This window comes from Taibaiella soli (assembly GCF_003236175.1).
GTDB lineage: Bacteria > Bacteroidota > Bacteroidia > Chitinophagales > Chitinophagaceae > QKTW01.
This window is the reverse complement of sequence record NZ_QKTW01000010.1, coordinates 74,201-101,196: the sequence shown is the minus strand read 5'-3', so window position 1 is coordinate 101,196 and position 26,996 is coordinate 74,201. Positions and strand designations below refer to the sequence as shown.

Here is a 26,996-nt window from a genome sequence, read left to right as displayed (position 1 = left end):
ACCATAAAAACAAAAAGAATGGCAATCACAAATCAGTATTTGGGAACAGGACATTGGGCTTATAGAAGCTTTAAAAATGATCCCGATCTTTCCCATGATCTCACACAGGGCGACAACACTTATTGCCCGGAATTCGGACAAGGAATTTTAAAGCTGGTAACACACCCGGACGGGACACTCACCGGCACCATTGGCGGACCAGGCTGGGAGCTTAAACTTCAGGGTTCGGTACAACTCGGTAATCCCGCAACGCTGTGGTTTCGCGGCAGCGGAGTTGTAAGCGGCGCACCGTGGATATATGACTACCTGTGCTATGTCGTGCCGCATATTCCAGAAGGCGTTGATCAGGTGCCTGCCCTGGTGGGCAGTGTTACCCGCGCTATCGCTCATCCGGGTGGCGACGGTAAAACGAATCCGGCTGGTGTAGTAGCTTCTTTTTTTGCAGTTTATCAGGGCAGCTAAAAATGGGATGCCATGAACACATCAAACCAACCTCAAAAATGTTGTTGCGCTGAGAAGAAAACATTGGTAGAAACAATCCCGGAAAAAAAAGTAAAAACACATCCGGTACTTTCCACTTTGCTGAGTGTGCTTATTGCATTCTTCCCGAAGTGCCCGCTTTGCTGGGCTGCGTATCTGAGTATGTTCGGATCGGTCAGTATAGCCAAACTGCCTTACATGGGCTGGTTGCTTCCGGTGCTGTTTGGTTTTCTGGGTATTCACCTGTTCTTTCTGTACCGCAAAGCAGCGCGTGCAGGCTATGCGCCGTTTTTGCTCAGCCTTGCAGGTGCGGTAGCGCTGCTCGTTTGCAGAATGTTTTTCACCACCGAAAAATGGTTGCTGATGTCGGGAATGATATTGATCATTTCAGGCTCACTGTTGAATAGTTTATCGCGAAGCAGACCATTATTTTCAATCACAAAAAATAGTCAGTTCCAGTAAGCTGGAATTTTCAACACAAACAAGATAGAATCACACATGAAAAAAACACTTAGAGTACGTCGTTCACTCCAGGACATTTACAATGATTTTAAAAACGGTAAACCCGAAGAGCTGGAGAAGCTGATGGTGGCCTGGCAATTTATAAAGGCATTGCCTGCGGATGATCCTAATTCTTTTATGACGCTTGGCGGTTATCACGGAGAGCCTTTTGTTGGAAGAGGTGCCTATGACGGTGGCTATTGGGGCGGCTATTGCAATCACGGAAACGTGCTGTTTCCAACCTGGCACCGAGTATATCTGTTCAAACTGGAGAAAGCATTACAAAGCGTACCGGGTTGCGAAAGCGTGATGTTGCCTTATTGGGATCAGACTTATAAAATAACCAGACCAGACGGCACGCTCGAATTTCTGGGTGTTCCGCCAATTCTTACGGACGAATATTTTACGTTTTCTACCGGTGCGACGATCCCAAATCCGTTGCGGTCATTTACGTTGCCGGTAGCGCTGCAAGATTTTGTGGAAGTACAGTCTTATTCTAAACCCAAAGGTTATGAAACAGTACGCTATCCATTGTCTGGCCTGGTAGGAAGACCAACCGACCGTGCAGCTGCCGAATTGAACAACAGCGCGTATTTTATTCCGGGAACAAATACGATTGATGTAAAGCTGACGACCAAATTGCTCAACGATAATGTAAGAGGCTGGTTAAACGGTTCGTTAGAGATACCAGATGGATTTGATCCTAATAATCCGATGACGCCAGTAGGTAAATTCAGAGGCGGTGTTTATGACGGTTATAAACAAACGCTCGATGCTCCTTGCTACACGGTGTTCTCTAATAATACTTCGAGAAATGAATGGAACAATGTGAAGTATAACAATGTCGTTGCGCAGTCGCTTGAATCGCCACATGGCAGCATCCACCTTTCTGTAGGCGGTATTAATATGCCGGGACAGGATGCGAATACTACCTCTCCGAATCCGAATGTTCCTGCAAATTCAAACGGTGATATGGGGGAAAATGAAACAGCGGGTCTCGATCCGATTTTCTTCTTCCATCATTGCAATGTGGATCGCATTTTCTGGATGTGGCAGGTGAAGCATAAATCAACGGGTAAACTGGATCTTAAAGTGCCGGGTTATTCTGGCAACAGATATCCGGGAACTGATAATAGTGGTGACGGTCAGCAACCTCCGGTAGGGTATGAACCAACGGAAGAACTGACCATGGATTCACCGCTGTTCCCTTTTAAAATGAAGGAGAATGGTGAGGAGCGATACTATCGTTCCAGCGATGCATTTGACATCGAAGACCAGCTTGGTTTTACCTACGATAATTTATCGCTGGATAATACAGACCAGCCGGCGTCGAAATTGAAAACTGCGAATTTGGAAGGCGCTAAACCAGAAGAACACAAAAGTGATAAGGTGTTGCGCATCAGCGGTATCAACAGAGCAAAAATTGACGGTTCTTTTGTGCTCTCTGCCTATGCAACGATCGACGGTGTGCGCCATTTTTTAGGCAGTGAACCGGTACTGAGCAGATGGCGTGTCGTAGCTTGCAGAAACTGTATGACGCACCTTGAAGTATCGGCATCATTTACGCTGTATCAGTTTACCGAAGACGAAATAGACCGTGCACTTTTTGATGTGCAAATCAATGGACGTTCTGGTAACGAAACAGAGTTCGCCAAATTTACTGTAGCAAACCAGGCAAATGCCAACAGGTTGTTGAGTGCAAGAAAAGAACCTGGCGGACCGATGCTTGAAGCAATGGCCTTTAAAGCTTCTCCTGCAGCACCAGCTGTGATTCATAGCGGCGCTTTCAATCTTCAGATCAGTTAGTTTTTAGAAACGGTATTATTGTTGCCGGTCTTGCTTGTATTCGTACAGCGAGGCCGGCAATTTTTTATTTAAATGGCAAAAACCTTGACAAACACCTGAGCTATTGTCAACTGTCAATTGTACGCTGTCAGCTGATTTTTAACTTTTTCTTTAATTGAGTACAACTACTCACCGAATCCGCCTCAAGCGCAGAGTAAATTTGAATGTATAAAAAATTGAATACTTGAAAAGGGTTATTGCTTTATTCGTCTGCCTGCTGTTGGTGCATGGTTGGGCTGCGGCCCAGAAACAAAATAATATCTGGACTTTCGCCAATCTCGGCGGCTTCAATTTTAACGGGAATACGCTCACGCAATTTCCGAGCAGCATGTCCGGCAGTCTTGCGGGGGCTGCGAGTGTGGCAGACCGAAACGGTAACCTTTTATTTTACAGTGATGGATTAAAAATATGGGATCGCAACAACAATGTGATGCCCAACGGTAATGGTTTGATGAATGGTCAGACGTATGCGTATGAATCGCAGAATGTAGCTATCGTTCCATCTGTCGCCGACAGTAATCGCTATTTCGTTTTTTATGTAGCGCAGTATTTCTTCGATTGGCCAGGTGCGTGGGATAATCAGCTGGATGATAAACTTTATTACTCAGTCGTAGACGTTACGCTTAATAATGGTCTTGGTGATGTGGTGCCGGGGCAGAAAGATGTGGTCGTTGATTCCGGTTTTGCGACTGCGCTTACCACATTTCCCGGCAGACGGTGCAATGTGTGGCTGGTCACGCACATGCGTGATACCAATGTTTTCAAAGCATACAGCATTACCGGCGCAGGTGTCAGCAGCCCGGTGTATTCCAAAACCGGAAACTATACCGGATTGTACGCTTACCAAACCTGTGTGATGAAGGCGTCGTCAAACGACAGCCTGATCGGACTCACCAATTTCACCGTTTCTATTACGCCGGGCGAGGATGTTGCTTCCGCCGTAGAACTTTATAGTTTTGACACAGCGACGGGCATAGTAGGTAATTGTAAACTGATTGACTACGATCTTAATTTTGATTTCAATAACTTTTACGGAATCTGTTTTTCGCCCGACAACACAAAACTTTATGCGGTGGAACTAGCTTCCGGTGTTTATCAATATGACCTTAGTGCACCTACGCTTACGGCCATAACGGCATCTAAATACAATGTCTCTTCCTCTTTTCTGAGAGGCGATGTCGGATTGGCGCCCGACGGTAAAATATATGTGGGCAGCTATAGTATCCCGCTCAGTGGAATGGATTGTATTACCAATCCCAATGGTGCCGGAGCGGCGTGTAATTTCGTAGCGAATGCCGTTAATCTCAATGGTAATGCAACTACAGGAATGGCATTTCCGCAAAAGGTAAACTGGCCTTATCGCGATACCGCTGAATATAGTCACGATACATTGCTTTGCCCTAAAGAATTAGCAACCCTTCAATGTCCCTGGCCGGGAGACCATTATCTTTGGCAGGACCAGTCTATAACACCAGCTTTTGATGTAAGCAAGCAAGGGATATACTGGGTGAGAAGCTGGGATCTCTGCCACCTGCAGACCGATACTTTTCATGTAGACACAAGTAGTTTACATGTAGTCCTCGGCAACGACACAACTTTTTGCATAGGAGAAAAAATAGTACTGGATGTAACGAGCACCAACGCAACTTATCTCTGGAATAACGGCAGCAATGCCTCAACACTTACCGTTGATAAAACAGGTGAATACTCGGTGCATGTTACAGAAGGGCGATGCACGGCGGCAGATACCATTGACGTTACTGTAAATCCGTTACCTGTAGTGGATCTTGGACCTAATAAAGTACTTTGTACTGCCGATATTGATACCATTAGTTTGCCGACGGACAATGGAATGACTTATCGATGGCAGGATGGACATACTGGTCCGGAATACTACGTCAAACAAGCTGGCGTTTATAGCGTCACTGCCGAGCTGAATGGCTGTACGGCTATGTATTCCGTAGCGATGAATTATCAGCCTTGTGACTGTCCGGTATTTATCCCGGATGCTTTTACACCAAATGGCGATGGTAGAAATGACCAACTGCATGCCATCGCATCTTGTGAAACCAGAGGATTCCAGATACAGATCTTCAATCGCTGGGGGCAGCTTGTATACGTGGGATATAATATAAAAGACGGTTGGGACGGCACATTCAATGGCAGCCCGGCTGAAATAGGGACCTATTTTTATGTAATGTCTTTTGATAGCCAGTATCGCCAAAAAGTAGAGCGAAAAGGCGATATCACATTGATCCGCTAGCCCCTGAAAACTCTTAAATTTATCACGATGAAAATAACAGTGAGTGTGGTTGACGACCACGAAATGATTGCGGGTGGACTTATTACTTTGTTGCAGGACGCGGCTCATATTTCAGTAATCTCGTCTTACAACAGTGCAGTAGCGGCTTTGGCAGGACTGAAACAACAATTGCCCGATGTATTGATTCTGGATATCCATATGCCTGATATGACCGGAGATACGCTGGCAGAAAAGATTACCGAATTATATCCGCAAGTAACCATATTGATTCTGACGGGTTTCAACAGCTTTATTTACCTAAAAAAATTACTAAAAATCGGTGTTGCCGGCTACTTGCTCAAGAATACGGATAAACAAACATTGCGTACGGCGATTGAAACCGTATATGCCGGCAAACGATTTATAGATCCCACACTGGCCGCGCATTTCAACGATGCGCATTCGTTGAAAGATCAATCCGTACAGAAAATTTCGCAACGTGAAAAAGAAGTACTCAGCCTGATCGTTAAAGGGCATACCAGCGAGCAGATTGCAGAGCTGTTATTTCTCAGTCAAAGAACCGTAGAAAATCATCGCTTCCATCTGATGCAAAAACTCGGCGTAAAAAATACAGTCACGCTCGTGAAAGCCGCAATGGATATGGGCATTTGGTAATGATGACGAATGTTGAAACATCAGATGTTAACGTCGAAAATAGGCAGGCCTGAGCGGTAAGACAAAACAAATTGAACCCGGGTTTTGCCCTGAACAATAAAAAGCAACAATAATTAATCCTTCGCGAAATCAGATTGCTACATCTCGTTCTCGTCTTCAATGACCCATCGCTTGTTGGTTACGGGGTTTATATCGCAAGCATGCAGAAAACGGTCATGACGATGAAGCCAGCAGAACGAAGTGGTAGTCTGATTTTGCGCTTTAGTATGTGCGTTTTTTCGTTCCAAAATATAGGTCATTGCGGGAAGTTTTTCACCGACCTCGCAACCTGATTTCGTGTTTAAAACGCCGGTGTATTATAACAGTAGCGTAACAAAAAAATAAAACACGAGCATTCACCATTCACAATTGACCATTCACCTTTTAGTTCGAAAGATCAAACTCAATATACACCGTAGTGCCGCTGCCCGGAATGCTGTCAACATTGAGTTCGCCGTGCAGCGCTTTCACACGTTTGCGTACATTTACAAGTCCCAGTCCATTACGTGGACGAGTTGCGGTGTTGTCATAACTAGATTCACGCAGCGTCGCATCAAAACCAATTCCATCATCTTCAACCGTAAGACTGAATAAATTTTCCCAGAAGCCAAGTTGCAAGAGTACATTTTTCGCCTGCGCATGTTTGATCACATTCTGAATCAGTTCCTGAATAATACGGAATATTGATAACTGGAAATCAGGAGGCAATTGTTGCATATCCCCCGAAAACTGTACACCGATACGTATCGACTGACTTTGATTCACCGCATTTGAGAAGAATGTAACAGCCTCCTGTAATCCTTCACTGAGAATCATTTCAGGCGACAGATTGTGCGCGGTGTTGCGGATGTCATTGATCACACTATCCAGTAGTTGAATGGTTTCTTTAGTGCCCGCCTGCGTGTCTGCATCCAGCGCACTAAACCGCATTTTAATAACAGAAAGTGTACCCGACACACCATCATGCAGTTCCTGCGCAATCCGTTTGCGTTCTTCTTCTTCCGCTCCTGCAACGGCTTTGAGCACTGCAATTTCTTTTTCCTGGCGAAGCTCCGTTATCTTTTGTGTCTGTTCTCTTTGGCGGAATTTATACGTACGGTGACGCAGCCAGAACAGACAGAGCAGTATTGCAATGAAAGCTGTCACCGCAGTAATCACACGGTTTTTACGGTCTATACTCGCATTCTGTTTTGCAATCAGCATCTGTTTGTGCTGTATCTCCTGATCTTTCCGGGAAGTTTTATAGCGGATATCGAGCTGATTGATCACAGCTGCATTTTTCTCCGCGTCAATACTGTCTTTTAACGCTGAGTAGGCATACTGATATTCCACGGCTTCCTTATACTGCTTCAGAAAATAGTAGTGACGATACAGATCATCATAAATATGAAGTTTCAGTCTGCGGCCAGAAGTACTATCCGCAATTTCCAGTGCGCGATTCAGGTATTTTGCGCCGTTTTTATAATCTTTAAAATGGTCATAAGTACTGCCGGTTTTAAAAATGGATGCACAGCGTTCAAATGCGCCGAGGCGTTCTCCGTATTTTATCGTTTGCTGGAAATAGTGAATTGCGGAATCATTTTCCTTAATCTGGTATAGATCACCCAGCATCATGCACGCTCCATACATTTGTCTGGGGTCACCACTTTTACGGGCAATGTTCATGGCGGCCTGCGCATATATCATCGCTTTTGTGGTATCGCCTTTATCTCGCCACACCAGCGATAGATTGCTCAAAGCGATGCCCAGCGTGGGGTTCGGTTGGCTGTTTGATGCAATCGCCACGGTTTTTTCAAGATAAGGCCGCGCACGATCGTATTGATTGATGGCCAGGTGAACGCCGGCTATGTTATTGTAGATAGATGCCAATGTGTATTGATCATTATCAGTGGCCTCTATTAATTGCAGTGCCTTGAAAAACAATTGCATGCTTTTGTCCGGATTCCCCAGGGTGAGGTAGATATTAGCGGATGCCGAAAGTGTGCTTACAATTCCTTCAGACCAGTGTGTGAGCGATTTTCCTTCACCTTTTTTTGCACTCCAGACAAAATATTCAATAGCACGGTTATTTAACTCCAGTGCATCGTCATACGCGCCTTTTATGGTGTGCACTGACGCCTGGCGTTGGAGCGCAGCGCCCATTCCAAAATAATACAGGTCTTTGATGCTGATCCGTTCGGCTTCTGCGGCGAAGTGTAGCGCACTGTCGGTATTGATTGCTTCGAATGCTTTTGCTTTCGTGCAGAGGGCTGATATATAGGCCGTATCGGCATACCAGGCATGCGCGGTAGGCGTTTCCTGAATTTGCGCACGCAGTGGTACGCAATAGAAAAACAGCAGCAGGATCGCTGTCCAAAACATACTATTTTTCAGGGTCGGTAAAGCCATTTTTAAATATAATTTTTTGATGTGGGATAGGCAAGAGAAGTAGGTGATAAATCCTGATTTTTTCTTTCTATGTTGGTTCGATATTGACGGGATATTACGATATTTGAAACAATCAAAAATCATCAATAAAAACAAAAAAAAATGGCACAGACTAACATTTATCTGAACTTCGCAGGTAATGCGGAAGAAGCATTTAACCATTATAAAAAGGTTTTCGGAACTGAGTTTGCGGGTCCGATGATGCGTATGAAAGATGCGCCGCCAAGAGAAGGCGTGCCGCCATTGCCGGAATCTGAGCTGGATAAAGTGATGCACGTATCGCTGCCGATTCTGGGTGGTACACAAATCATGGCAACTGATGTGCTGCCGAGCATGGGTCAGAAACTGGTAGAAGGCAACAACTTTACGATCAGCCTGAGTCCGGATTCTAAAGCAGAAGCGGATAAATTATATAATGCATTGGCTGAAGGCGCTACCGATGCCGTTGCGCCGCATGATGAATTCTGGGGTTACTGGGGAACCTGCAAAGATCGTTTCGGCATCCGCTGGATGTTTAACGTAATGAATCCGCAACAATAGTTAAGGAGCCCAAAAGCGAAAAGCTTGAAGATTGCAGCGCTATCATGAGTGCTCGAAGTCATATTGACAATAAAAGGAAAACACAACATAAAGGCTTGAAGCGATTCAGGCCTTTTGTTTTGCTCGCTGCTGAAATCCAGCCACACAATGATCTAAAGCGGTATTGGTGGAATTAAAATACCGCACAACTTTGTTATTTTCGCCCGGCCGGAATTGAAATATATTCGGTGATTAAGGTTAAAGTAGCAATCTATGCTTAAAAAATTACTCTATCTGGTTGCGCTACTGGCGTTTGCCAATATATCCCGCGCTGCAATACATTACGTAACAGTCTCTGGTGCAGGTTCGCAAAATGGTTCGTCCTGGTCGAACGCATCCAATGACATCCAGGCCATGATCAATCTTTCTTCCGCCGGTGATCAGATATGGGTGGTGAATGGAAGATACAAGCCAACACATCCTGCCAACAATGTAAGCACCATTAGTGTCAACAACCGCAACAACGCTTTTGTGCTAAAAGCAGATGTGCAACTGTACGGTGGATTTACCGGTACAGAAACCGCAGTCACCCAGCGGGATTCTATTTTTAATCTGACAGTTCTGACCGGAGATCTGGGAATAGTTGGGAGCGATACTGATAACGCCTACCATGTAGTTGTGGCGTCCGGTTCGCTGGGAACGGCGGTGCTTAATAGTTTCGCTATAAAACACGGTTATGCCGACGGATTGGATTCGACATCGGTAAATGGCAATTACGTTGTTCAATCTGCAGGAGGCGGCATTGCCTGTCGTGGTAGTCAGCTAATCGTGGTTAATTGCCTCGTGGACAGTAATAGCGCCAACCAGGGGGCTGGAATATCTAACTACCAGTCTATGCTCAATTTAGTCAGAAGTGGGCTGACTAACAACGCCGCGATGAATTTGCTCACCGCTTCAGCGCTTGGCGGCGGCATATATAATATGCAAAGTTCGCTGACTATGACAAATTGTAACATTATAGGGAACGTGGGATCGGGCGGCGGAATTTATAATGATCTGTCTTCTGTCAACATTGTCAACAGTGTTATTAGATTGAATTCGTCATACAATCTTTACTATAGTTATAACGCGGGTGCCGGAATCCTAACTCATAAATCTTCGACGACCATTAGCGGCTCGGTCATAAATAAAAATTCAGGCGCTCAGGGCGCGGCTGTCTGGGATGATTCTTCGTCTCTGCTGATGATTGCCAACAGTACAGTTGATAGTAATAGCGGCCAGATGGCAATAGCAGCTTTTGCTTCCTCCAGTGTAGTTTTTGATAATTGTTCTATCAGTTACAGTGCATACATTGGCTTCCAATGCGCTAATGTTTCACCAACGATTACCAATAGCGTCTTTAATTACAACGGAGGAAATGCACTTAATTATAGTCGCACCTCCGGAGTCATTTCCGGTTGCACGTTTAGTCATAACGCCAGGGCTATTTATCTTGATTCTTTCTCCGCCCCGGCTATTAACGGCTGCACGATCGGTAACAACGTCGGCAGTCTGCTGCACGAAGGCGGTGGAATGATCTGTACAAACTATTCTTCGCCTGTTGTTACCAATTGTACCATTACTCAAAACCTTACTGCGATCTATGCTAACCAATATGGTGGTGGCGTGAAAAATATCAATCATTCCTCACCGTCTTTTACCAATTGCATTATTAGCAGCAACACGGCTGGCGCCAACGGTTATCCAAATTTCGGTGGCGGCATCTACAACGGAAATTTTTCTTCGCCCACATTTACCAACTGTACAATTACCGGGAATAACGCATTGCAACAATATTATACGAGCTCTTATGGTGGCGGCATTTGTAATGAAAATTCCTCAGCCCCGGTGTTTACCCGTTGCACCATTGCAAGTAATGGTGCGGGTTATGGCGCGGGCATTTGCAATATAAGCGCTTCGCCAGCCACCTTTACCGATTGTAAAATTTCGTATAATGGTCTTAGCATTAGCGCATTTATGGGTAGCGGCGTTTATAACGATTCTTCTTCTTCCATTTTTACCAACTGTCTGTTCAATGGCAATTACGGCACCCAGGGAACGGTCTATGACATAGCCTCTTCGGCTCCTGTTTTTACTAATTGTACTATTAGTAATAATAAGAATGCTAGTTACGGCGGTATTTTACAGTGGGGGGGCAACGTGACAGTAAAGAATAGCATCATCTGGGGTAACAGTTCAGGTGTTGGTATTTATTTGATCCCAATCGCCACGTCTAATGCGGTGACTCAATACAGTCTTATCGAAGGGCAAAACGATACAACAAATGGAAATATTGCCGGTAGTACCAATCCTCTGTTTACCGATACTACTGCAGGTAATTTCAAACTGTTAGTTGGAAGTCCTTGTATCAACACAGCTAGTAATGCATTCTACACGGGTAATCTGAGTGCTGATCTGGATCTTGGCAATGGCCCCCGCCTGGTAGGAACAGCCATCGATATGGGCCCATATGAACAATGTACCGGTCTCCCGGCAATCACAGCACAGCCCACTGCAGCGACAACCTGCCTGAATGGTACGGCAACATTTTCTGCAGGGCTCAGTAGCACCAACGGGCTCAGCTTTCAGTGGCAGCAAAATGGTGTGAATATTAATGGTGCGACTAATACTATCTATACAAAGTCGGTTTCATTCAGCGATACTGGCTGGTATAAACTGATTATCACCAGTGCTGTCTGTGGAAATTTATATTCAGATTCCGTAAAGCTAATGGTAAAAGCACCACCGGCTATTTTACAACAGCCAACAGACACAACTATATGTGCAGGCGGATCGTTTAGTTTGTCCGGCGCCGCCAGTGGTTCTGGTTTAAGTTATCAGTGGTTGAAGAATGGCAATCCAATTACTGGGGCCACTACGGTAACCTATATCGTGACTAACGCTCAAATTGCAGATTCTGGCAGCTATACGCTCAAAGCAATGGATTCCTGCGGTAACACTGTTACCTCTCAAAATGTGTTGGCGACCGTGCATCCAATCTATACGCCTACTATTATAATTGCAACTGCTCATGATACTATTTGCCAGGGCACGTTAGCGACGTTTGCCGTGGCAACTACATACGGAGGTAATACACCGAATTATCAGTGGTATCAGAATAATAATCCGATGGGCGGCGACAGTGCCACTTGTGTTTATATGCCCGCAAACGGAGATGTGATTAAGTGTATACTCAACAGCAGTCTGACGTGTGTTGATACTGCTTTTGTAGCTAGTAATAGTATTGAGATGACGGTTAATCCAATTGTTACCCCCTTAGTAACTATAAGTTGTGGTTTGGGTGACAGCGTACTGGAAGGGCAGCAGGTAATATTTACATCTAGTGTCGTGAATGGCGGCGCAGCGCCACAATATCAATGGCGGAAGAACAACAACAATATTCCGGGTGCTACGAATGATTCTTATACAACTGTTGCCGGCACAGATTTTCAGGGCAGCGATCAGATTAGTTTATCGGTAAGGAATACGGACGCCTGTGGTGCAGATAGCGTAAGCACAAGTTTGCTGATGTACGTAACACCAACAGGTATAAACAATATCAGTAATGATGATTATCATTTTAGTTTGTACCCGAATCCAAACGACGGTAGCTTTACCATAAAAGGTGCGGCCACTGGTTGTAGCAATGTTACACTGGAAGTGTACAACATGCTCGGGCAAAATGTTTACAATGAAGAAGCGCCAGTTAATAACGGGCAATTAAATCAAAAGTTGAATCTGGAAAAATCACTGCCATCCGGCAACTACTTCCTGAAGATAAATGGGGTAGGAACGACTGTGATCCGGTTTGCGATCAATAAAAATTAATAGGAAATAAGAATAAATATAAGACAGGGCCGGCTAACTGGCCCTGTCTTATTATAGCGCGGTTGGAAAGATCTGTATTTGCTTGTCGTTGCCTGAATGCCAGAATTGCCCTATCTTCGCCCCGCTCAATACTTAAGGGCAAACCTATGTTCAAAAAATTACTCTATCTGGCGGCATTGCTGGTTTCCACCAATGCCAGTCAAGCCAGCGTACACTATGTAAAGTCTACAGGCGCGGGCGCGCAAGACGGTTCTTCCTGGAGCAACGCTTCCAATGACATTCAGGCGATGATTAATATCGCTGCGGCCGGTGATCAGATATGGGTGGCCAACGGTACTTATTTGCCGACACACTTGGCTAACAATACAGCAACCATCAGCCTCAACAATCGTAACAACGCTTTCGTATTAAAAGCAAACGTGCAACTATATGGCGGATTCTCCGGTGCGGAGACACTGGCTACGCAGCGTGATTCAACTTCCTTGTTGACGGTTCTGAGTGGTGATCTGGGCATAAGCGGAGATTCTATCGATAATGCTTATCACGTGATGATTGCTTCCGGCAATCTGGGAACTGCTAGTCTGAATAGCTTTGCAATCAGATGGGGACAAGCAGACGGCTCTGATTCCATAATGGTCAACGGGAACAACATTTTGCAGATGACAGGTGGTGGTATTGCCTGTTACGGCACTGCTCTGGCTGTTGTAAACAGTCTTGTAGACAGCAACTCGGGCATCAAAGGTGCGGGCATGTATAATTACCAATCGACCCTGACCGTTTCCAGGGATATGTTCAGGTATAATTCCGGCGTAGCACTCTTAAGCGGCGGCTCAGGTAAGAGCGGTGCTATCTATAATGAGCAAAGCACTTTGTCGATTACAATCTGTAACATCAGTCGCAATACAGCTGGAGGTATTATGAATCACAATGCTGCGGGCACCATTTCCGGTAGCACTATTGTCCGCAATATCGTTGGGATTTCAAACGATTCCTCTTCTCCGGTTATTATGGGGTGTACTATTTCCCTTAACTTCGGCATAGGAGCAGGTGGAGGTATCCGCAATACGAACTATTCCTCACCGGTCGTTACAAATTGCACCTTTGAGCGGAACACTTCACAGTCGTCAGGTGTAAATTATACTGATTATTATGGCGGCGGTATATACAACGATAATCATAGCTCGCCATCATTCACTGATTGTAATATTTATGCCAACTTTATCGGCGGTTCTAATTTAAATCTCTACGGCGGCGGTATCTATAATGGCAATTTTTCCGCGCCGACATTTACTAATTGTTCCATTTCGAATTGCGGTCTGACGGCAATCCCCACAAGTTATGGTGGTGCCATATGCAATGACCTGTCGTCAGCCCCTGTCTTTAATAAATGCACGATTGTCTATAACGTAGGAACCAATGGTGGTGCTGTATACAATAGCAGACTTTCAGCTGCTGTCTTTAACAACTGCTGGATTGTTGATAATGGTGATTTCGATACAGATGGCGGAGCCGTCTATAATGATTCTTCCTCTTCCATTTTTAAAAACTGTGTGATTACTGGCAATACCGCTAATCGTGGCGCGGTTTACAACAAAAATTCCTCTTCTCCTGTTTTTACGAATTGTACCATTACGAATAATCAAAGCAATATAGGCAGTGGTGGCATCTGGCAATATGGAGGAGATGTAAAAATCAACAACAGTATTATCTGGGGCAATGCTTCGGGTGACGGCGTTTATCTGGCAGATGGTACTGCAACGTTCACTGCAAAACATAGCCTTATTGAGGGCCAGAATAGTACGGCCGACGGGAATATTGCAGGTACCGTAAATCCAATGCTGGCGAGTGTGCTCTTGAACAATTACAACCTGCTGCCCGGAAGTCCATGCATCAACACTGGTGCGGATTCGCTCTACACCGGTAACCTCAATACGGATCTCGATTTTGAGGGTAAGTTCCGCCTGATTGATACTTCGATTGATATGGGAGCGGTAGAGTATTGTGGCGGTCACCCGGTGATTACAACACAACCGGTATCACGTTTCTGTTGTCTGAATGGTACAACCACATTTTCAATTGCAGTCAGCAATAGCACCGGATTTAGTTTCCAATGGCAAAAAGGCGGGGTGGATATCCCTGGGGCTACTGCGATGAGCTATACAGTTTCCAATGTTTCTTACAGCGATAGCGGCGCCTTCCAGGTAGTCATGAGCGGTTCTGCCTGCGGAAAATTTTATTCAGCCTTTGCTTATCTGACAGTAAAATCGCCGGCAAAAATTACCCAGCAACCGACAGATACAACGTTGTGTGCAGGTAGTAACTTGCGTTTGTCTACCACAACCAATGTGTTGGGTTTAAGTTATCAATGGTTAAAAGATGGTGGCATGATTGCAGGAGCGACAGACTCAATCTTTGTCGTAGTCAACGCACAGTTGGCTGATTCTGGTAAATACATATTGACAGTAAAAGACTCTTGTGGTAATGCGGATACCAGTCGAAGTGCAATCGTCAGCATTAATCCAGCTGTTGCACCGGTAGTGAGTATAAGCTCTAATCAAGGCGATAGCGTGTTGAACGGACAATCTGTAATATTTACATCTAGTGTTGTGAATGGCGGCGCAGCGCCACAATATCAATGGAAGAAAAATGGAACTAATATTCCTGCAGCAACGAATGACACTTATAACGCTATTGCTAACGCAGATTTTCAAAGCAACGATCAAATTAGTTTATCAGTAAAAAATACGGACGCCTGTGGTGTAGTGAGTGTAAGTACAACTATCCTAATGTATGTACACACAAGCTCAACTGGTGTGATCAACGCCGGTAATAACAGTGGTCATTTCAGTTTGTATCCAAATCCAAATGATGGCAGCTTTACCATAAAAGGCGTGGCAGAAGGTTTGGGCACTGTTACGCTGGAAGTTTACAACATGCTCGGTCAAAATGTTTACAACGAAGAAGTGCCAGTTGATAACGGGCAATTAAATAAAAAGTTGAATCTGGAAAAATCACTGCCATCCGGCAACTACTTCCTGAAGATAAATGGGGTAGGAACGACCGTGATCCGGTTTACGATCAATAGAAACTAGTATAAAATACAATCAATGGAAGACAGGGCCGGCTAACCGGCCCTGTCTTATTATATCGTGTTGGATTCAATGGATTGTACCGTGCTTGTCATTGCTTGAATGTTAGAATAGCAATATCTTTGCGCCGCCAATACTAAGGCAAACCTATGTTTAGAAGAATACTTTATTTAACAGCGTTGCTGGCGTTTACCTATACAGTCCACGCCAGCGTACGCTACGTAACCGTCGCCGGTGCCGGCCTGCAAGACGGTTCCTCCTGGACGAATGCTGCTTCCGATATTCAGGCAATGATTAACGCCTCGTCGGTGGGCGATCAGATTTGGGTCGCAAATGGCAGATACTTGCCGACACACCTTGCCAACAACACCTCTGCTGTTAGCCTCAACAACCGGACAAATGCATTTGTCATGAAAGCGGATGTACAGCTTTATGGTGGTTTTTCCGGTGGGGAAACGTCTGTAACGCAGCGGGACTCTGTTTCTAATTTGACGATTCTGAGCGGTGATCTTGGTACATTAAATACCAATATAGACAATGCCTACCACGTTGTGATTGCATCCGGCAGCATGGGAACTGCCACATTGAACAGCTTTGGGATCAAAAGAGGCTATGCCAATGGTATCGACTCTGCATTGATTAATGGTAGTTATGTGCTTCAGTCTGCAGGTGGTGGTATCGCTTGTTACAACACGTCGTTTACGATTGCAAACTGTGCGGTTGATAGTAATTATGCCGATAAAGGTGCTGGTATATACAATGCTCAATCTACGCCGACTATTGCTAATTGTTCAATTAAAGGAAATAGCAGTAGTTTGTCGGCTACTAGTTCTGGTGGGGGCATTTATAATTATCAAAGTGCTGCTGTAATTACAAACTGCTACGTTCTCTATAATACAGGTCAAGGTGCAGGCGTCTTTAATTATTTTTCTTCGCCTGTTATTACCAATAGCGTACTCAGATACAATTCCGTCTACAACTCTGGTCCTTCCGGCTGTGGTGGTATGTATAATTATCGTTCGGCTCCTGCTGTTACTGGATGTACGTTTAACAGAAACTACGGAGCTTACGCGTCTGTATATAACGATAGTGCGTCTGCCCCAACCTTTACGAATTGCTCGCTTGATACCAATAACGGTAGTTACGCAATTTATAATAGAAAAGCTACCGTTGTTTTTAACAATTGCACTATTAGTGGCAACTATACAATTGGTATCTACAGTTATAAAACCGCGCTTACCATTACCAATAGCAGTGTTAAGTACAATAGTCAGGGTGGCGTCATTAATTTCAACACTTCAGGTGCGATTATCAATTCTGTCTTTAGTAATAATACTTATGGTACTGTAGTCAATGATTCTTTTTCGTCGCCAATAATCAGTGGTTGTACGATTAATAATAATAACGGTGGCTATACCGGAAAGGGCGGTGGTATTTACAATAACAACTACTCGTCACCGGTTATTACAAACTGTATTATCAAGCAGAATAGTGCTGTTGGAAACAACGGTACCGGCTATGGTGGTGGTATCTGTAATAACAACCATTGCTCGCCAACAGTTAGCAATTGTACAATCAGTACAAATAGCGTAAATGGATCCAGTTTGGCTTGTGGCGGTGGTGTATATAACGGCATTTCTTCTGCTCCTGCTTTTACTAATTGTATTATATCGAATAACCAGCTTAACTATGGTAAATGCTACGGCGCAGGTGTTTGCAATGATCAGTCTTCTGCTGCTGTTTTCTCTTCTTGTACGATTAGTCAGAACACTTTTTATAGCAGTATTAGTGAGTATGGTGGCGGTGTTTGTAACAGAATCGCTTCCCCCGCAACGTTCAATAACTGTTCGATGACCTACAATGGCACGAGCAGTACATATGGTGGCGGTGTTTTTAATGACTCTTCTCTGGCCAACTTTACCAGCTGTCTGATAGCCGCGAACAATGATTATCAGGGGGGCGTTTATAACCAGGCTTCTGCGTCTCCGGTCTTTACAAACTGTACTATTGCCAACAATCAAAGTGTTGGCTTAGGCGGCGGTATCTGGCAGTTCGGTGGTAATGTAAAAATCAATAACTCCATCGTGTGGGGCAATAACGTTGGTTCTGGTATTTATTTAGGAAACACTTCAGCCGCCTTTACCGCAAAATATAGCCTTATTGACGGACAAACCAGCACAGCTAATGGTAATATTGTAGGTACTTCAGATCCTTTGTTTACAGATACGGCGGCGGGAAATTATTATTTGTTACCAGCAAGTCCTTGTATCAATACGGGCAGCAATCCACTATATGTCGGCAACCTGAATACTGACCTGGATCTTGCGGCCAGACCTCGTTTGGTTGGTACTACAGTTGACATGGGGGCTTACGAAGTGTGTACCGGTCTTCCAACCATCACCACACAGCCAGTGCCAGCAACTACTTGTTTCAATAGTGCTGCCGGATTCTCGGCCGTGCTGAGCAGCACCAACGGTCTTAGTTTTCAATGGCAGAAAGATGGCCAAAATATTCAGGGTGCTACTACTACATCCTACTTAATACCAACGGCTACTTATATCGATACGGGTATCTACAAACTAGTGATCACAAGTGCGGTATGTGGCAACATGTTTTCGGATTCTGTAAAACTGAGGGTGAAAGCACCACCAGCAATTACCCAACAGCCGTCAACCGTTGGTACTGTTGTATGTTCCGGCGGTTGGTTTAGTCTCACCTGTATTGCAACCAATGCTACCCATTACCAATGGCTGAAAAATGGCGTTGCGATAACAGGTGCTACCACAGTGAATTATAGTGTGTTGGGGGTACAGGCGACAGACTCAGGAACTTATGTATTCCAAGCAATCGATTCCTGTGGTAATATAGCTACTTCTCAAAATACTGTAATTGCAGTAACTCCGAGTGTTACGCCTACCATAACGATTGCGACACCGCATACATCGCTGTGTCAGGGGGGGCAGGCAACGTTTACGGTGAATACAACCCACGGTGGTACTAATCCAAATTATCAGTGGTTCAAAAATGGCTATAGCATTGGCACAAATAGTCCTACGTTCACATACACACCGGCAAACAACGAGGTAATCTCGTGTGAAATGTACAGTAGTGAAGTATGCCTCGCTACTCTTTATGCGACCGCGAGTAACAATATCACTATGACAGTGTACAATGTGTACAACACAACTGCCAGTTTTACTATTTACCCTGGTGCCAATGTAACCGCAGGTCAGCAAGTAACATTCGCATCTTATGTGAATACGGGCGGCGCCCAGCCGGCGTATCAATGGAAGAAAAATTCTGCAAATATTTCTGGTGCAACAGGTGCTAATTATGTTGCTATAGCAGGCACAGATTTTCAAAACAATGACTTGATCAGTTTGAAAGTGACAAACACTGATCCTTGTGGTAATAGTTATCAAACGTCCGATTATCAGATGAAGGTGACTGGTGGTACTGGAGTTGGTAATGTCACTAACACTAATAGCGATTTCAGTTTGTACCCAAATCCAAACGATGGCAGCTTTACCATAAAAGGCGTGGCAGAAGGTTTGAGCACCGTGACGCTGGAAGTGTACAACATGCTCGGTCAAAGTGTTTACAATGAAGAAGCGTCAGTTGAGAACGGACAGTTAAATCAAAAGTTGAATCTGGAAAAATCACTGCCATCCGGCAACTACTTCCTGAAGATAAATGGGGTAGGAACGACCGTGATCCGGTTTACGATCAACAGAAACTAGTATAAAATACAATCAATGGAAGACAGGGCCGGCTAACCGGCCCTTTTTTTATTGCAATTAATTGCGGTTTTTGAACTAAGACACATTTTGAACTGATGCATATAGTTTTTAGATTTGAATTAGACTTTTAAACCTTAAAGAACCCGTGAATAAGAGTATTGCTTGTTTAGTAGCTGGCAAAATGAAACCACAGACGCTGATCCTGGCGATCTTTTTAATTTTATTCCAAAGCAGTTGTAGTAAGGAGAAAACGCAATGTAGCGCTGCAGACATAATGCGGCCTTTTATTTTTCGCGTGTCTGACAGCAATGGCGCCGACTTGTTGAATCCAATGACGAAGAATTATATCGGCGTGCCGGCAGTCTCAATGGTTGATCAGGATACTTCCTGGGATATTATTGTCGATAGTGTCTCTGGAAGGTATTTTGCAAGAACGTCGATCCCCATTATTATTCCAGACAACTATCTGTTGAAAAGTAGTAGAATAGTCATCTCATTCGCAAATCGCGTTGGAAATGACACTGCCCGTATTAGCTATCAGCCGGCCGGACGCTGTAATATGCATGTAATGGATACAATATTTTTCGATAGTCGCGCTTATCGGCAGGATAAAGACGGTATTTACAATTTCAACAGGTAGAGTTAAATCGGAAGTATTGGAATAACGGATAAAATCTTTCCACCCAACGCCTTCTTTTTTAACCACGTCTATCTGGCCGTAAACCAAAACTCAATTTTGTCTCAGCATTGGCGTAGTTCCCTGCCTGGCTCTTCGGGCTTATTGGAAACTTCGCAAAATATCGTCATATTGAGCGGATAATTTTCCACAAGTACATCAAAGCATTTAGTGAAGATCAGGTTACCTTTTTTATTGACGATTGTATTGCTCACGTTTTTTGTTGCCGGAACTTCTGGAAAAAACTTCTTTCCTCAAGACGTATCGGTCACTAATGAAAAAGCAGTACTGGCAGCCAGCCGGAAAATTTACGGCGAACAGTTCCTCAATGCGGATTCCCTGGTCGCTGAAAAAAGATTTCAGGCATTAATTGCCGAAGCCGAGGATACAAGGAGCTCTGTTGTAAAAGCCGGATTGCTGGGTATTGCTGCCGATTTTCTATTGAAGAAAGATTTCGTGCTAAATCCCGCATTCAGCTATGAAACGCTCACCACCGATTCGGCACAGGTCATTCATTATTATGAAGAGGCTTTAAAATTAAACGACCCCAAAAAATATCCGCTACTCAACGCCTATTTCCAGTATCGCATCGGAAATGCCTTATATAAATATGGTAACTTCCAGAAAGGAGTTAGTTTTCTGTTTGCCGCAAATGCAGCTTTGGAAGATATCGGCGTAGATCAGCTGCCCGATCCCGGAGCATATTTACTTTGTATCGGCAGCACTTATTGTGATTATCATGATTGCGAAAAAGGCTTGTACTATTTGCATGCTGCACAAAAATATACCTCATCCGATCCTAAGTTTGTCTATGAGTTGAACGGTAATTTCGGCCTTGCCTATTTTAAACAGCGGCAGTACGATTCTTCCATTTTTTATAGTCAGAAAGCCCTGGCAGCAGCGTATGCTATGAAAGACACCGCTGAGGTGGGCAGTGTAAATGGAAATATCGGAGCTGCTTATTTTGAATTGAAAGAGTATAAGAAAGCCTTGGAACATCTCCGGCAGGATTACCAGATCAGCAGCAGCCGGTCAAGCTGGGCGAGCGCTTGTGGATCGATGTTTTTTATTGCACAGGTCTACGATCAGTTGGGGGATATTACCAGCGCACAAAGATGTCTTGATACAATGCAACATCTTTTTGAAACCTATAATTGTAATACCAACAACGGTTTTTTCAGTTTTTATGCGTTGCGGACAAAGCTCTATCGTGAAACCGAAAATTATGAAAAGGCATTGGTCATGAACGACTCTTTTCTAAAATACAGCGATTTGCTGTTGCGGGATAAGACTTCTGCCATGCTCAAAGAAGCTGAGTTTAAAACGGCCCGCGATCTTGCCGAAACAAAAATGCGACTGGCAGAAGATCAGCGAAAGCGTCAGGTTTTGTTCCGGAATGCTATTATTATCGTCGCCATTCTGGTGATTGTCATCATCGCACAATATTTATATCGCCTCCGGCAAAAACAAAAAGCAGAACGTGCTTTATTGACCGCGGAATTGAAAAATGCGGAAAAGCAATTGGCTATTTATATTGAAAGCCTCCGGGAAAAAACAAAATTGCTGGAACAGCTCGATCTTCAGATTACCGAATCGGATGAGGCACTGGCAACGCAGGAAAATGATGGTCCGGAAAAACAAGAAGCGCTCAACAGGATCAAAAATGTGGTATTGATTACCGACGAAGCATGGAAGGAATTTACCGGGTTGGTCAATTTGGTACACAAAGATTTTCTCTCCAATCTGAAAGTAAAATACCCCAATCTTACACCCGGCGATATCCGCTTGTTGACTTTAGTTAAGCTGGATTTTTCTCGTCAGGAAATGGCAGCAACGCTCGGTATTTCTCCCGATTCGGTAAAAAAGGCACGCCAGCGCGTTCGCAAAAAACTGGACATCGACGAAGCAACGGACATCAAAATGGTTATTTCTTCGGTTTAATGAATAGTCGGTTTGTTATAATGTGTAATACTCAATTGGTTATTATTCAATATCAAGTAAACTGTCCCCTTGTTTGTACCCCGTTCTTTTTTGAAAAATAATATACAGTTAAAGATTTTTATTCTTAGCCACGAGGTTCGTTTTGTGGTCGAAATTTTTAACCTCTATATTTTTTCTGATGAAAAGAAAACGCCTACTTTTTCTCGGCCTCCTCACCCTCTGTGCCTCCGTGCCGGGAGCCTATGCCCAACTTGCCGGGGGAACTTACACAATCAATAGCGCGCAATTAACCGGCGGTGCCAACTTCGCTTCGTTTACTGATGCAGCTACTGCTTTAGGAGCCGGGGTGTCCGGTCCGGTTGTTATTAATGTTGCATCGGCTAGTGGCCCGTACACGGAGCAAGTGACTATTCCGCTCATTCCGGGTTCGTCGACAACCAATACCGTTACGATCAATGGAAACGGCAACGCATTAAACTACGCCGCGACAGGTAGTCCGTACGCAACGCTTAGTCTCAATAATGCCGATTATGTGACGATTAACAACCTCACTGTCGGTTCGACTGGCACAGCAGGAGGCTTTGCGATTCAGCTCATCAACAATGCCGATCACAATACAATCAGTAACTGTACGGTGAATATGGCAGCTTCGACATTTAGTTTCAACGGCATTTGCATCAACGGCAGCACCAGCATCTCAACTATTACCAACAGTCTTTGCGATAGCAACACTATCAGCAACAATACTATCAACGGCGGTTACTACGGCATTACGGTGATCGGAGATCCTGCTGCACGTATTTACGGCAATATAGTGACGGGCAATACATTGTTGAATCCTTATTACACCGGTATTTATGTATACGGCAACAGTAATCTGCTGATTGAAAAGAACGATATCAGCCGGGCTACATTAGCAACGCTGGGCAGTATGTACGGTATTAATCTTGGTAACGGAAATCAAAGCACATTGGTTTCGAAAAATAAAGTGCATAATTTCTTTGGTTCGTTGACCGGAACGAGTCCTTATTCCGTTTACGGTTTTGCCACACAGGCTGTAGCTTCTGCTGGTAACGAAAATATTTTCGCAAACAATGTGGTCTATGATATGAATGGCGACGGCACTCAGTATGCGTTTTACAATACCGGCGCTTCTTATACGCAGTATTACTATAACACGGTTTCTTCTGATAATGCCGGTTCGGCGGCCGCAAGCAACGCAAGTTGCTTTGGTTTTTACCAGAGCAACGCAGCGTCAGGCCTCGTTTTTGAAAATAATCTGGTTTCCATTACCAGAGGCGGAACTAGTTCCAAATATGGTATCTACATGAATACCGCGGCCACTACCTATACTTCCAATTATAATGATTTTTACATCAATGGTGCGGGTGGTTCCAATTATATTGGTCGTGCCGGTGGTACAAATTATTCAACAGTTGCTACCTGGCAGACGGCTGTTTCACAAGATCTGGCTTCTGTAAATCTGGAGCCATTGTTTTCTAATCCTTCTTCAGGCAACTTCTTGCCAAACAGTTCGCTGATTGATAATATCGGTACGCCAATTGCCAGCATTACTACAGATATTAATAACGCAACCAGAAGTGCCACTACTCCGGATATCGGTGCTTACGAATTCTCAGCGCCGGTTATTGCCGTTACTGGTAGCAACCAATTATGTTCAGGCGCTACTTCAGCGCTGACTGGTTTGCCAGCCGGCGGTACCTGGTCGAGCGCTACAACCACTGTGGCTACGGTAAGCAGTACTGGTGTTGTTACCGCTGTTTCAGCAGGTACGGCTGTGATTACTTATACGACGACTACTGGTTTTAAAAATGATACAATCACAGTTACGGCTACACCGACGGTGGGCGCCATCACCGCACCAACAGCGCTTTGCGTCGGACAGGTAGCTACTTTGACTAACCCAACTGCCAACGGTATCTGGACGAGTTCCAATCAGTATTATGGAACTGTGACCAACACTGGTGTGTTGACTGCAGTAGGTCCGGGATCGCTTGTCGTTACTTATACCGTAGCAAATGGTAGCTGTACTGCAGCAGCAACAGCCAACATTACGACTAATGCTAAACCAAATTCTCTTATTTCCACTACAGGACAAACAACGGTTTGTGCGGGAAATACCATCACTATCGATGCAACTGCAGGTGCCGCGTCTTATCAGTGGCTTCAGGGCAATACGGCAATCAGTGGTGCTACCGGTACAAATTATACAACAAGTACACAAGGCGTTTACCGGGTAGCGGTAGCGAGCTCTGCCGGTTGTGTGGATACGACTGCTACGCCAATTACATTTGTTGTGAATCCAATGCCGGTAGTGACAGTTACTGCTTCAGGTGCTACTTCATTCTGTAATGGTGGAAATGTAGTGTTGACTGCCGCCAGTGGTACAAATTACACTTATCAGTGGCGCCAGAACGGTGCCAGCATTGCGGGTGCTACGAATGCGAGCTATACGGCTACGACAAGTGGTAACTATGCGGTTAAAATTGATCTCTTAGGTTGCGATGATATCTCTTTGCCGGTTCTGGTAACAAATAACACACCTGCGGGTACGCTTACTGCTTCTGGTCCGTTGGCGTTTTGCGATGGTGGTAACGTAACACTGAAGACTGATACGGGTTCTTCTTATACTTATCAATGGGCGCACAACGGAAATGACATCAGCGGCGCAACGACTAATACTTATCAGGTAACTGCCGCTGGCACTTATCATGTCGTTATTACCAACGGTGCTTGTACCGCGACAACCGCAGATAGCACAGTGGTTGTAGATGCTGCGCCGACTCCGGTGATCACTGCAAATGGTACTACCTTAAGCACCGGGTCTTTTGTAAGTTATCAATGGCAGCTGAATGGTACTGATATCGCAGGTGCGACTGACCAAAACTATACCTATACACAACAAGGCACGTACACTGTAGTTGTTACCAATGCGAATGGCTGTTCTGCAACGGCGACTTATTCACCGGTAGGCGTACCAACGATTGGCGGTAAACAAGCCATTAGTATTTATCCGAATCCTGCTGCTGATCGCATCTCCATTGATGCGCCGAATGGAACAACTGCTACTATCAGCAGTCTCGAAGGTAAGGTGTTGATTCGCGCACAAGGCAACGGCGTTATTTCGCTTGAAAATATTTCATCTGGTATTTACATCGTGCATTTGTACGACAACAACAATGTTTTACTGACAACAATTAAGTTGGTGAAACAATAAATATCTCTGGGTTTAAATGCATCGCCGCTCTGCACAATTCCGTGCAGGGCGGCTTTATTTTATGGCCTTAGCATTGTTGAAGCACCGATGAAGCTGGTTTTGCGATCTCAGATGTCTGATTTGCTCAACCCCTTATTTTGGATCGATTGAACTCACAACTCAAAAGAAGTTTGAACGATTTTGGGTAAAAAATTATCGATTATCGATAATAAATAGTTGCTTTTCATTTTTCTTGTTTTACATTTGTCTCAAATCCTACAAAAAACAAAACATCAATTTTTATGAAAAAAGGAAAAGCATCAAACCTTATTTTTTTCATTGTCTACATGGCCGCAATAATGTTCATTTCGGCAAAATCTCAACAGACGTTCTATATCATTGGAGCTGTGATGGGCTGTCTTTTATTCTTCAGCGTATTTGTGCGCGGCAATTTTTATTTCAAACCTTATTTTACCAGCAGGTACAATATTTTTACCAGTAAAGTCAAACATCAGAAAGAATTCGATCTTCCTAAAGATATTTTAGTTGATAAAATGGCGGAAGTTTTGTCAGAAGCAGGTTTCAAGGTTCGACATGCCGATAAAGTATCTGGTGATTTGTTTGCTACTTCTAAAGCGACGATGTCTTCCTGGGGAGAAAATATTTATATCAAACTGCATGAAGAAAACGGAACCACCAAAGTTGATTTTTGCTCGGTTTGCATTTTCGGGATTATCTCCTGGGGAAAGAACGAACGCAATTATGAGCACATGATGGAAACTTTCGAAAATTCACTGATTATCTAAAACACAAGTATGGAAATGGCAATAATTGTAAATCTGGATGTGATGATGGCGAAACGGAAAATGAGTCTTACAGAATTATCAGAGCGGGTAGGAGTGTCTAATGTCAATCTATCTATACTCAAACAAAGCAAAGGAAAAGCAATCCGCTTTTCTACGCTGGAAGCTATTTGTAAAGTGCTCGATTGTCAACCCGGCGACATTTTGGAATACAAATGTGATGACCGTTGAATGGTAGGTTGTAGTAATGGATTATAAGTTCATTTCACCGTATTTTTTTCAGCTAAAAAAAGTCATTAAATAAAAAGCTGCCCATACTTGAGCAGCTTTTCGTTTGGCTGTAAATTATGATTTAGACTTCGTCGCATCTAACGCGGATTGGGCTTTTTGTAGCTCTAGACTTTGCTTGTCCAATTTCTTTTGTAAATCCTGTTCTTTCTTTTCCTGTTTGGCCAGTTCTTTTTGCCGTTCCTCTAAAATTAGTTGCTGTTGGTAAGCGCTGATATCTTTCTCCAGACCAACCAAAAAATCTTTGGTTTTGGCAGCCGTCCCCGAATCTGTTGTACTGCTGATAAAATTGTCATAGCCTTTTGAGATAAGTACATAAACCACCGCATTTTTCTTCGACCCTGATACCTTTGTATAAATGTCGCCTTTGGTATCTGTGATGCCGGTCCAGATTGTTTCTGAATATCTCTTGAAACCGCTTGTAGACTTTCCATGATCGAGACCTGTTGCTGCGAGACGGTCGGCAAGTACTTTTTCTACCATAGATTTTGGATAGTTATAGCTGCCGCTAAATGCTGCATGATCTGCTTTCATAAAACTTACAGTGGTTTCTTTTACATCCTGCGCCATTACGCATTGGCTTCCGGCCGCAATGAGCGCCATACAAGCAATGATTCTTTTCATTTCTAAAGTTTTTCACTTAGTAC

General features: G+C 44.2%; 16 protein-coding genes. 14 read left to right on the top strand and 2 right to left on the bottom strand.

Going from position 1 to position 26,996, the window contains the following annotated elements:
* Positions 1–18 precede the first annotated feature (18 nt).
* The 5 genes from DN068_RS06845 to DN068_RS06825 all read left to right on the top strand — a co-directional run bounded on the left by DN068_RS06845 (position 19) and on the right by DN068_RS06825 (position 5,743).
* Positions 19–462: a hypothetical protein gene (locus DN068_RS06845; protein ID WP_110998157.1), complete on the top strand. Its 444-nt coding sequence runs from the start codon at positions 19–21 to the stop codon at positions 460–462.
* A 12-nt stretch (positions 463–474) separates the two neighbouring features.
* The gene (locus DN068_RS06840) at positions 475–942 is read left to right on the top strand and encodes a hypothetical protein (RefSeq protein WP_110998156.1); all 468 of its coding nucleotides are present in this window, start codon (positions 475–477) and stop codon (positions 940–942) included.
* Positions 943–978: 36 nt separating this feature from the next.
* Positions 979–2,787, top strand: coding sequence for a tyrosinase family protein (locus DN068_RS06835; protein WP_110998155.1), 1,809 nt, complete (start codon positions 979–981; stop codon positions 2,785–2,787).
* Between the two features lie 223 nt (positions 2,788–3,010).
* Complete coding sequence (locus DN068_RS06830; RefSeq protein ID WP_110998154.1) at positions 3,011–5,089, top strand: gliding motility-associated C-terminal domain-containing protein; 2,079 nt, start codon at positions 3,011–3,013, stop codon at positions 5,087–5,089.
* Positions 5,090–5,116: 27 nt separating this feature from the next.
* Complete coding sequence (locus DN068_RS06825; RefSeq protein ID WP_110998153.1) at positions 5,117–5,743, top strand: response regulator; 627 nt, start codon at positions 5,117–5,119, stop codon at positions 5,741–5,743.
* A 423-nt stretch (positions 5,744–6,166) separates the two neighbouring features.
* Here the strand turns inward: DN068_RS06825 and DN068_RS06820 are convergent, their stop codons facing one another.
* Positions 6,167–8,170 carry a tetratricopeptide repeat-containing sensor histidine kinase gene (locus tag DN068_RS06820; RefSeq protein ID WP_165836306.1) on the bottom strand — a complete coding sequence of 668 codons (2,004 nt, stop codon included), beginning with the start codon at positions 8,168–8,170 and terminating at the stop codon, positions 6,167–6,169.
* Between the two features lie 141 nt (positions 8,171–8,311).
* Here DN068_RS06820 and DN068_RS06815 point away from each other — a divergent pair, with 141 nt between their 5' ends.
* The 9 genes from DN068_RS06815 to DN068_RS06775 all read left to right on the top strand — a co-directional run bounded on the left by DN068_RS06815 (position 8,312) and on the right by DN068_RS06775 (position 26,292).
* A complete protein-coding gene (locus DN068_RS06815) occupies positions 8,312–8,749 on the top strand; it encodes a VOC family protein (protein WP_110998211.1) in 438 nt (145 codons plus the stop codon).
* A 252-nt stretch (positions 8,750–9,001) separates the two neighbouring features.
* Positions 9,002–12,595 (top strand): right-handed parallel beta-helix repeat-containing protein, encoded by a 3,594-nt coding sequence (locus DN068_RS06810; RefSeq protein WP_110998151.1) that lies wholly within the window; start codon positions 9,002–9,004, stop codon positions 12,593–12,595.
* 146 nt (positions 12,596–12,741) lie between these two features.
* Entirely contained in the window at positions 12,742–15,687 is a 2,946-nt protein-coding gene (locus DN068_RS06805) for a right-handed parallel beta-helix repeat-containing protein (RefSeq protein ID WP_110998150.1), read from the top strand.
* 146 nt (positions 15,688–15,833) lie between these two features.
* Positions 15,834–19,424 (top strand): right-handed parallel beta-helix repeat-containing protein, encoded by a 3,591-nt coding sequence (locus DN068_RS06800; RefSeq protein ID WP_110998149.1) that lies wholly within the window; start codon positions 15,834–15,836, stop codon positions 19,422–19,424.
* A 145-nt stretch (positions 19,425–19,569) separates the two neighbouring features.
* Positions 19,570–20,064 (top strand): hypothetical protein, encoded by a 495-nt coding sequence (locus tag DN068_RS06795; protein WP_123985262.1) that lies wholly within the window; start codon positions 19,570–19,572, stop codon positions 20,062–20,064.
* Between the two features lie 207 nt (positions 20,065–20,271).
* A complete protein-coding gene (locus DN068_RS06790) occupies positions 20,272–22,041 on the top strand; it encodes a tetratricopeptide repeat protein (protein WP_123985261.1) in 1,770 nt (589 codons plus the stop codon).
* A gap of 178 nt (positions 22,042–22,219) precedes the next feature.
* The gene (locus DN068_RS06785; RefSeq protein WP_110998146.1) at positions 22,220–25,279 is read left to right on the top strand and encodes a beta strand repeat-containing protein; all 3,060 of its coding nucleotides are present in this window, start codon (positions 22,220–22,222) and stop codon (positions 25,277–25,279) included.
* A gap of 281 nt (positions 25,280–25,560) precedes the next feature.
* Positions 25,561–26,064, top strand: a complete 504-nt coding sequence (locus DN068_RS06780; RefSeq protein WP_110998145.1) for a hypothetical protein — start codon at positions 25,561–25,563, stop codon at positions 26,062–26,064.
* 9 nt (positions 26,065–26,073) lie between these two features.
* Complete coding sequence (locus tag DN068_RS06775; protein ID WP_449651986.1) at positions 26,074–26,292, top strand: helix-turn-helix domain-containing protein; 219 nt, start codon at positions 26,074–26,076, stop codon at positions 26,290–26,292.
* Positions 26,293–26,406: 114 nt separating this feature from the next.
* On the opposite strand, the gene DN068_RS06770 is transcribed toward DN068_RS06775, so the two are convergent.
* A complete protein-coding gene (locus DN068_RS06770) occupies positions 26,407–26,973 on the bottom strand; it encodes a hypothetical protein (RefSeq protein ID WP_123985260.1) in 567 nt (188 codons plus the stop codon).
* Positions 26,974–26,996: the final 23 nt, after the last annotated feature.

Bases quoted from the DNA above. Each gene is read 5' to 3' on its own strand.
- DN068_RS06800 (WP_110998149.1), top strand. From the start codon at position 15,834: ATGTTTAGAAGAATACTTTATTTAACAGCGTTGCTGGCGTTTACCTAT.
- DN068_RS06845 (WP_110998157.1), top strand. From the start codon at position 19: ATGGCAATCACAAATCAGTATTTGGGAACAGGACATTGGGCTTATAGA.
- DN068_RS06815 (WP_110998211.1), top strand. From the start codon at position 8,312: ATGGCACAGACTAACATTTATCTGAACTTCGCAGGTAATGCGGAAGAA.
- DN068_RS06780 (WP_110998145.1), top strand. From the start codon at position 25,561: ATGAAAAAAGGAAAAGCATCAAACCTTATTTTTTTCATTGTCTACATG.
- DN068_RS06805 (WP_110998150.1), top strand. From the start codon at position 12,742: ATGTTCAAAAAATTACTCTATCTGGCGGCATTGCTGGTTTCCACCAAT.
- DN068_RS06825 (WP_110998153.1), top strand. From the start codon at position 5,117: ATGAAAATAACAGTGAGTGTGGTTGACGACCACGAAATGATTGCGGGT.
- DN068_RS06775 (WP_449651986.1), top strand. From the start codon at position 26,074: ATGGAAATGGCAATAATTGTAAATCTGGATGTGATGATGGCGAAACGG.
- DN068_RS06840 (WP_110998156.1), top strand. From the start codon at position 475: ATGAACACATCAAACCAACCTCAAAAATGTTGTTGCGCTGAGAAGAAA.
- DN068_RS06835 (WP_110998155.1), top strand. From the start codon at position 979: ATGAAAAAAACACTTAGAGTACGTCGTTCACTCCAGGACATTTACAAT.
- DN068_RS06810 (WP_110998151.1), top strand. From the start codon at position 9,002: ATGCTTAAAAAATTACTCTATCTGGTTGCGCTACTGGCGTTTGCCAAT.
- DN068_RS06820 (WP_165836306.1), bottom strand. From the start codon at position 8,170: ATGGCTTTACCGACCCTGAAAAATAGTATGTTTTGGACAGCGATCCTG.
- DN068_RS06785 (WP_110998146.1), top strand. From the start codon at position 22,220: ATGAAAAGAAAACGCCTACTTTTTCTCGGCCTCCTCACCCTCTGTGCC.
- DN068_RS06770 (WP_123985260.1), bottom strand. From the start codon at position 26,973: ATGAAAAGAATCATTGCTTGTATGGCGCTCATTGCGGCCGGAAGCCAA.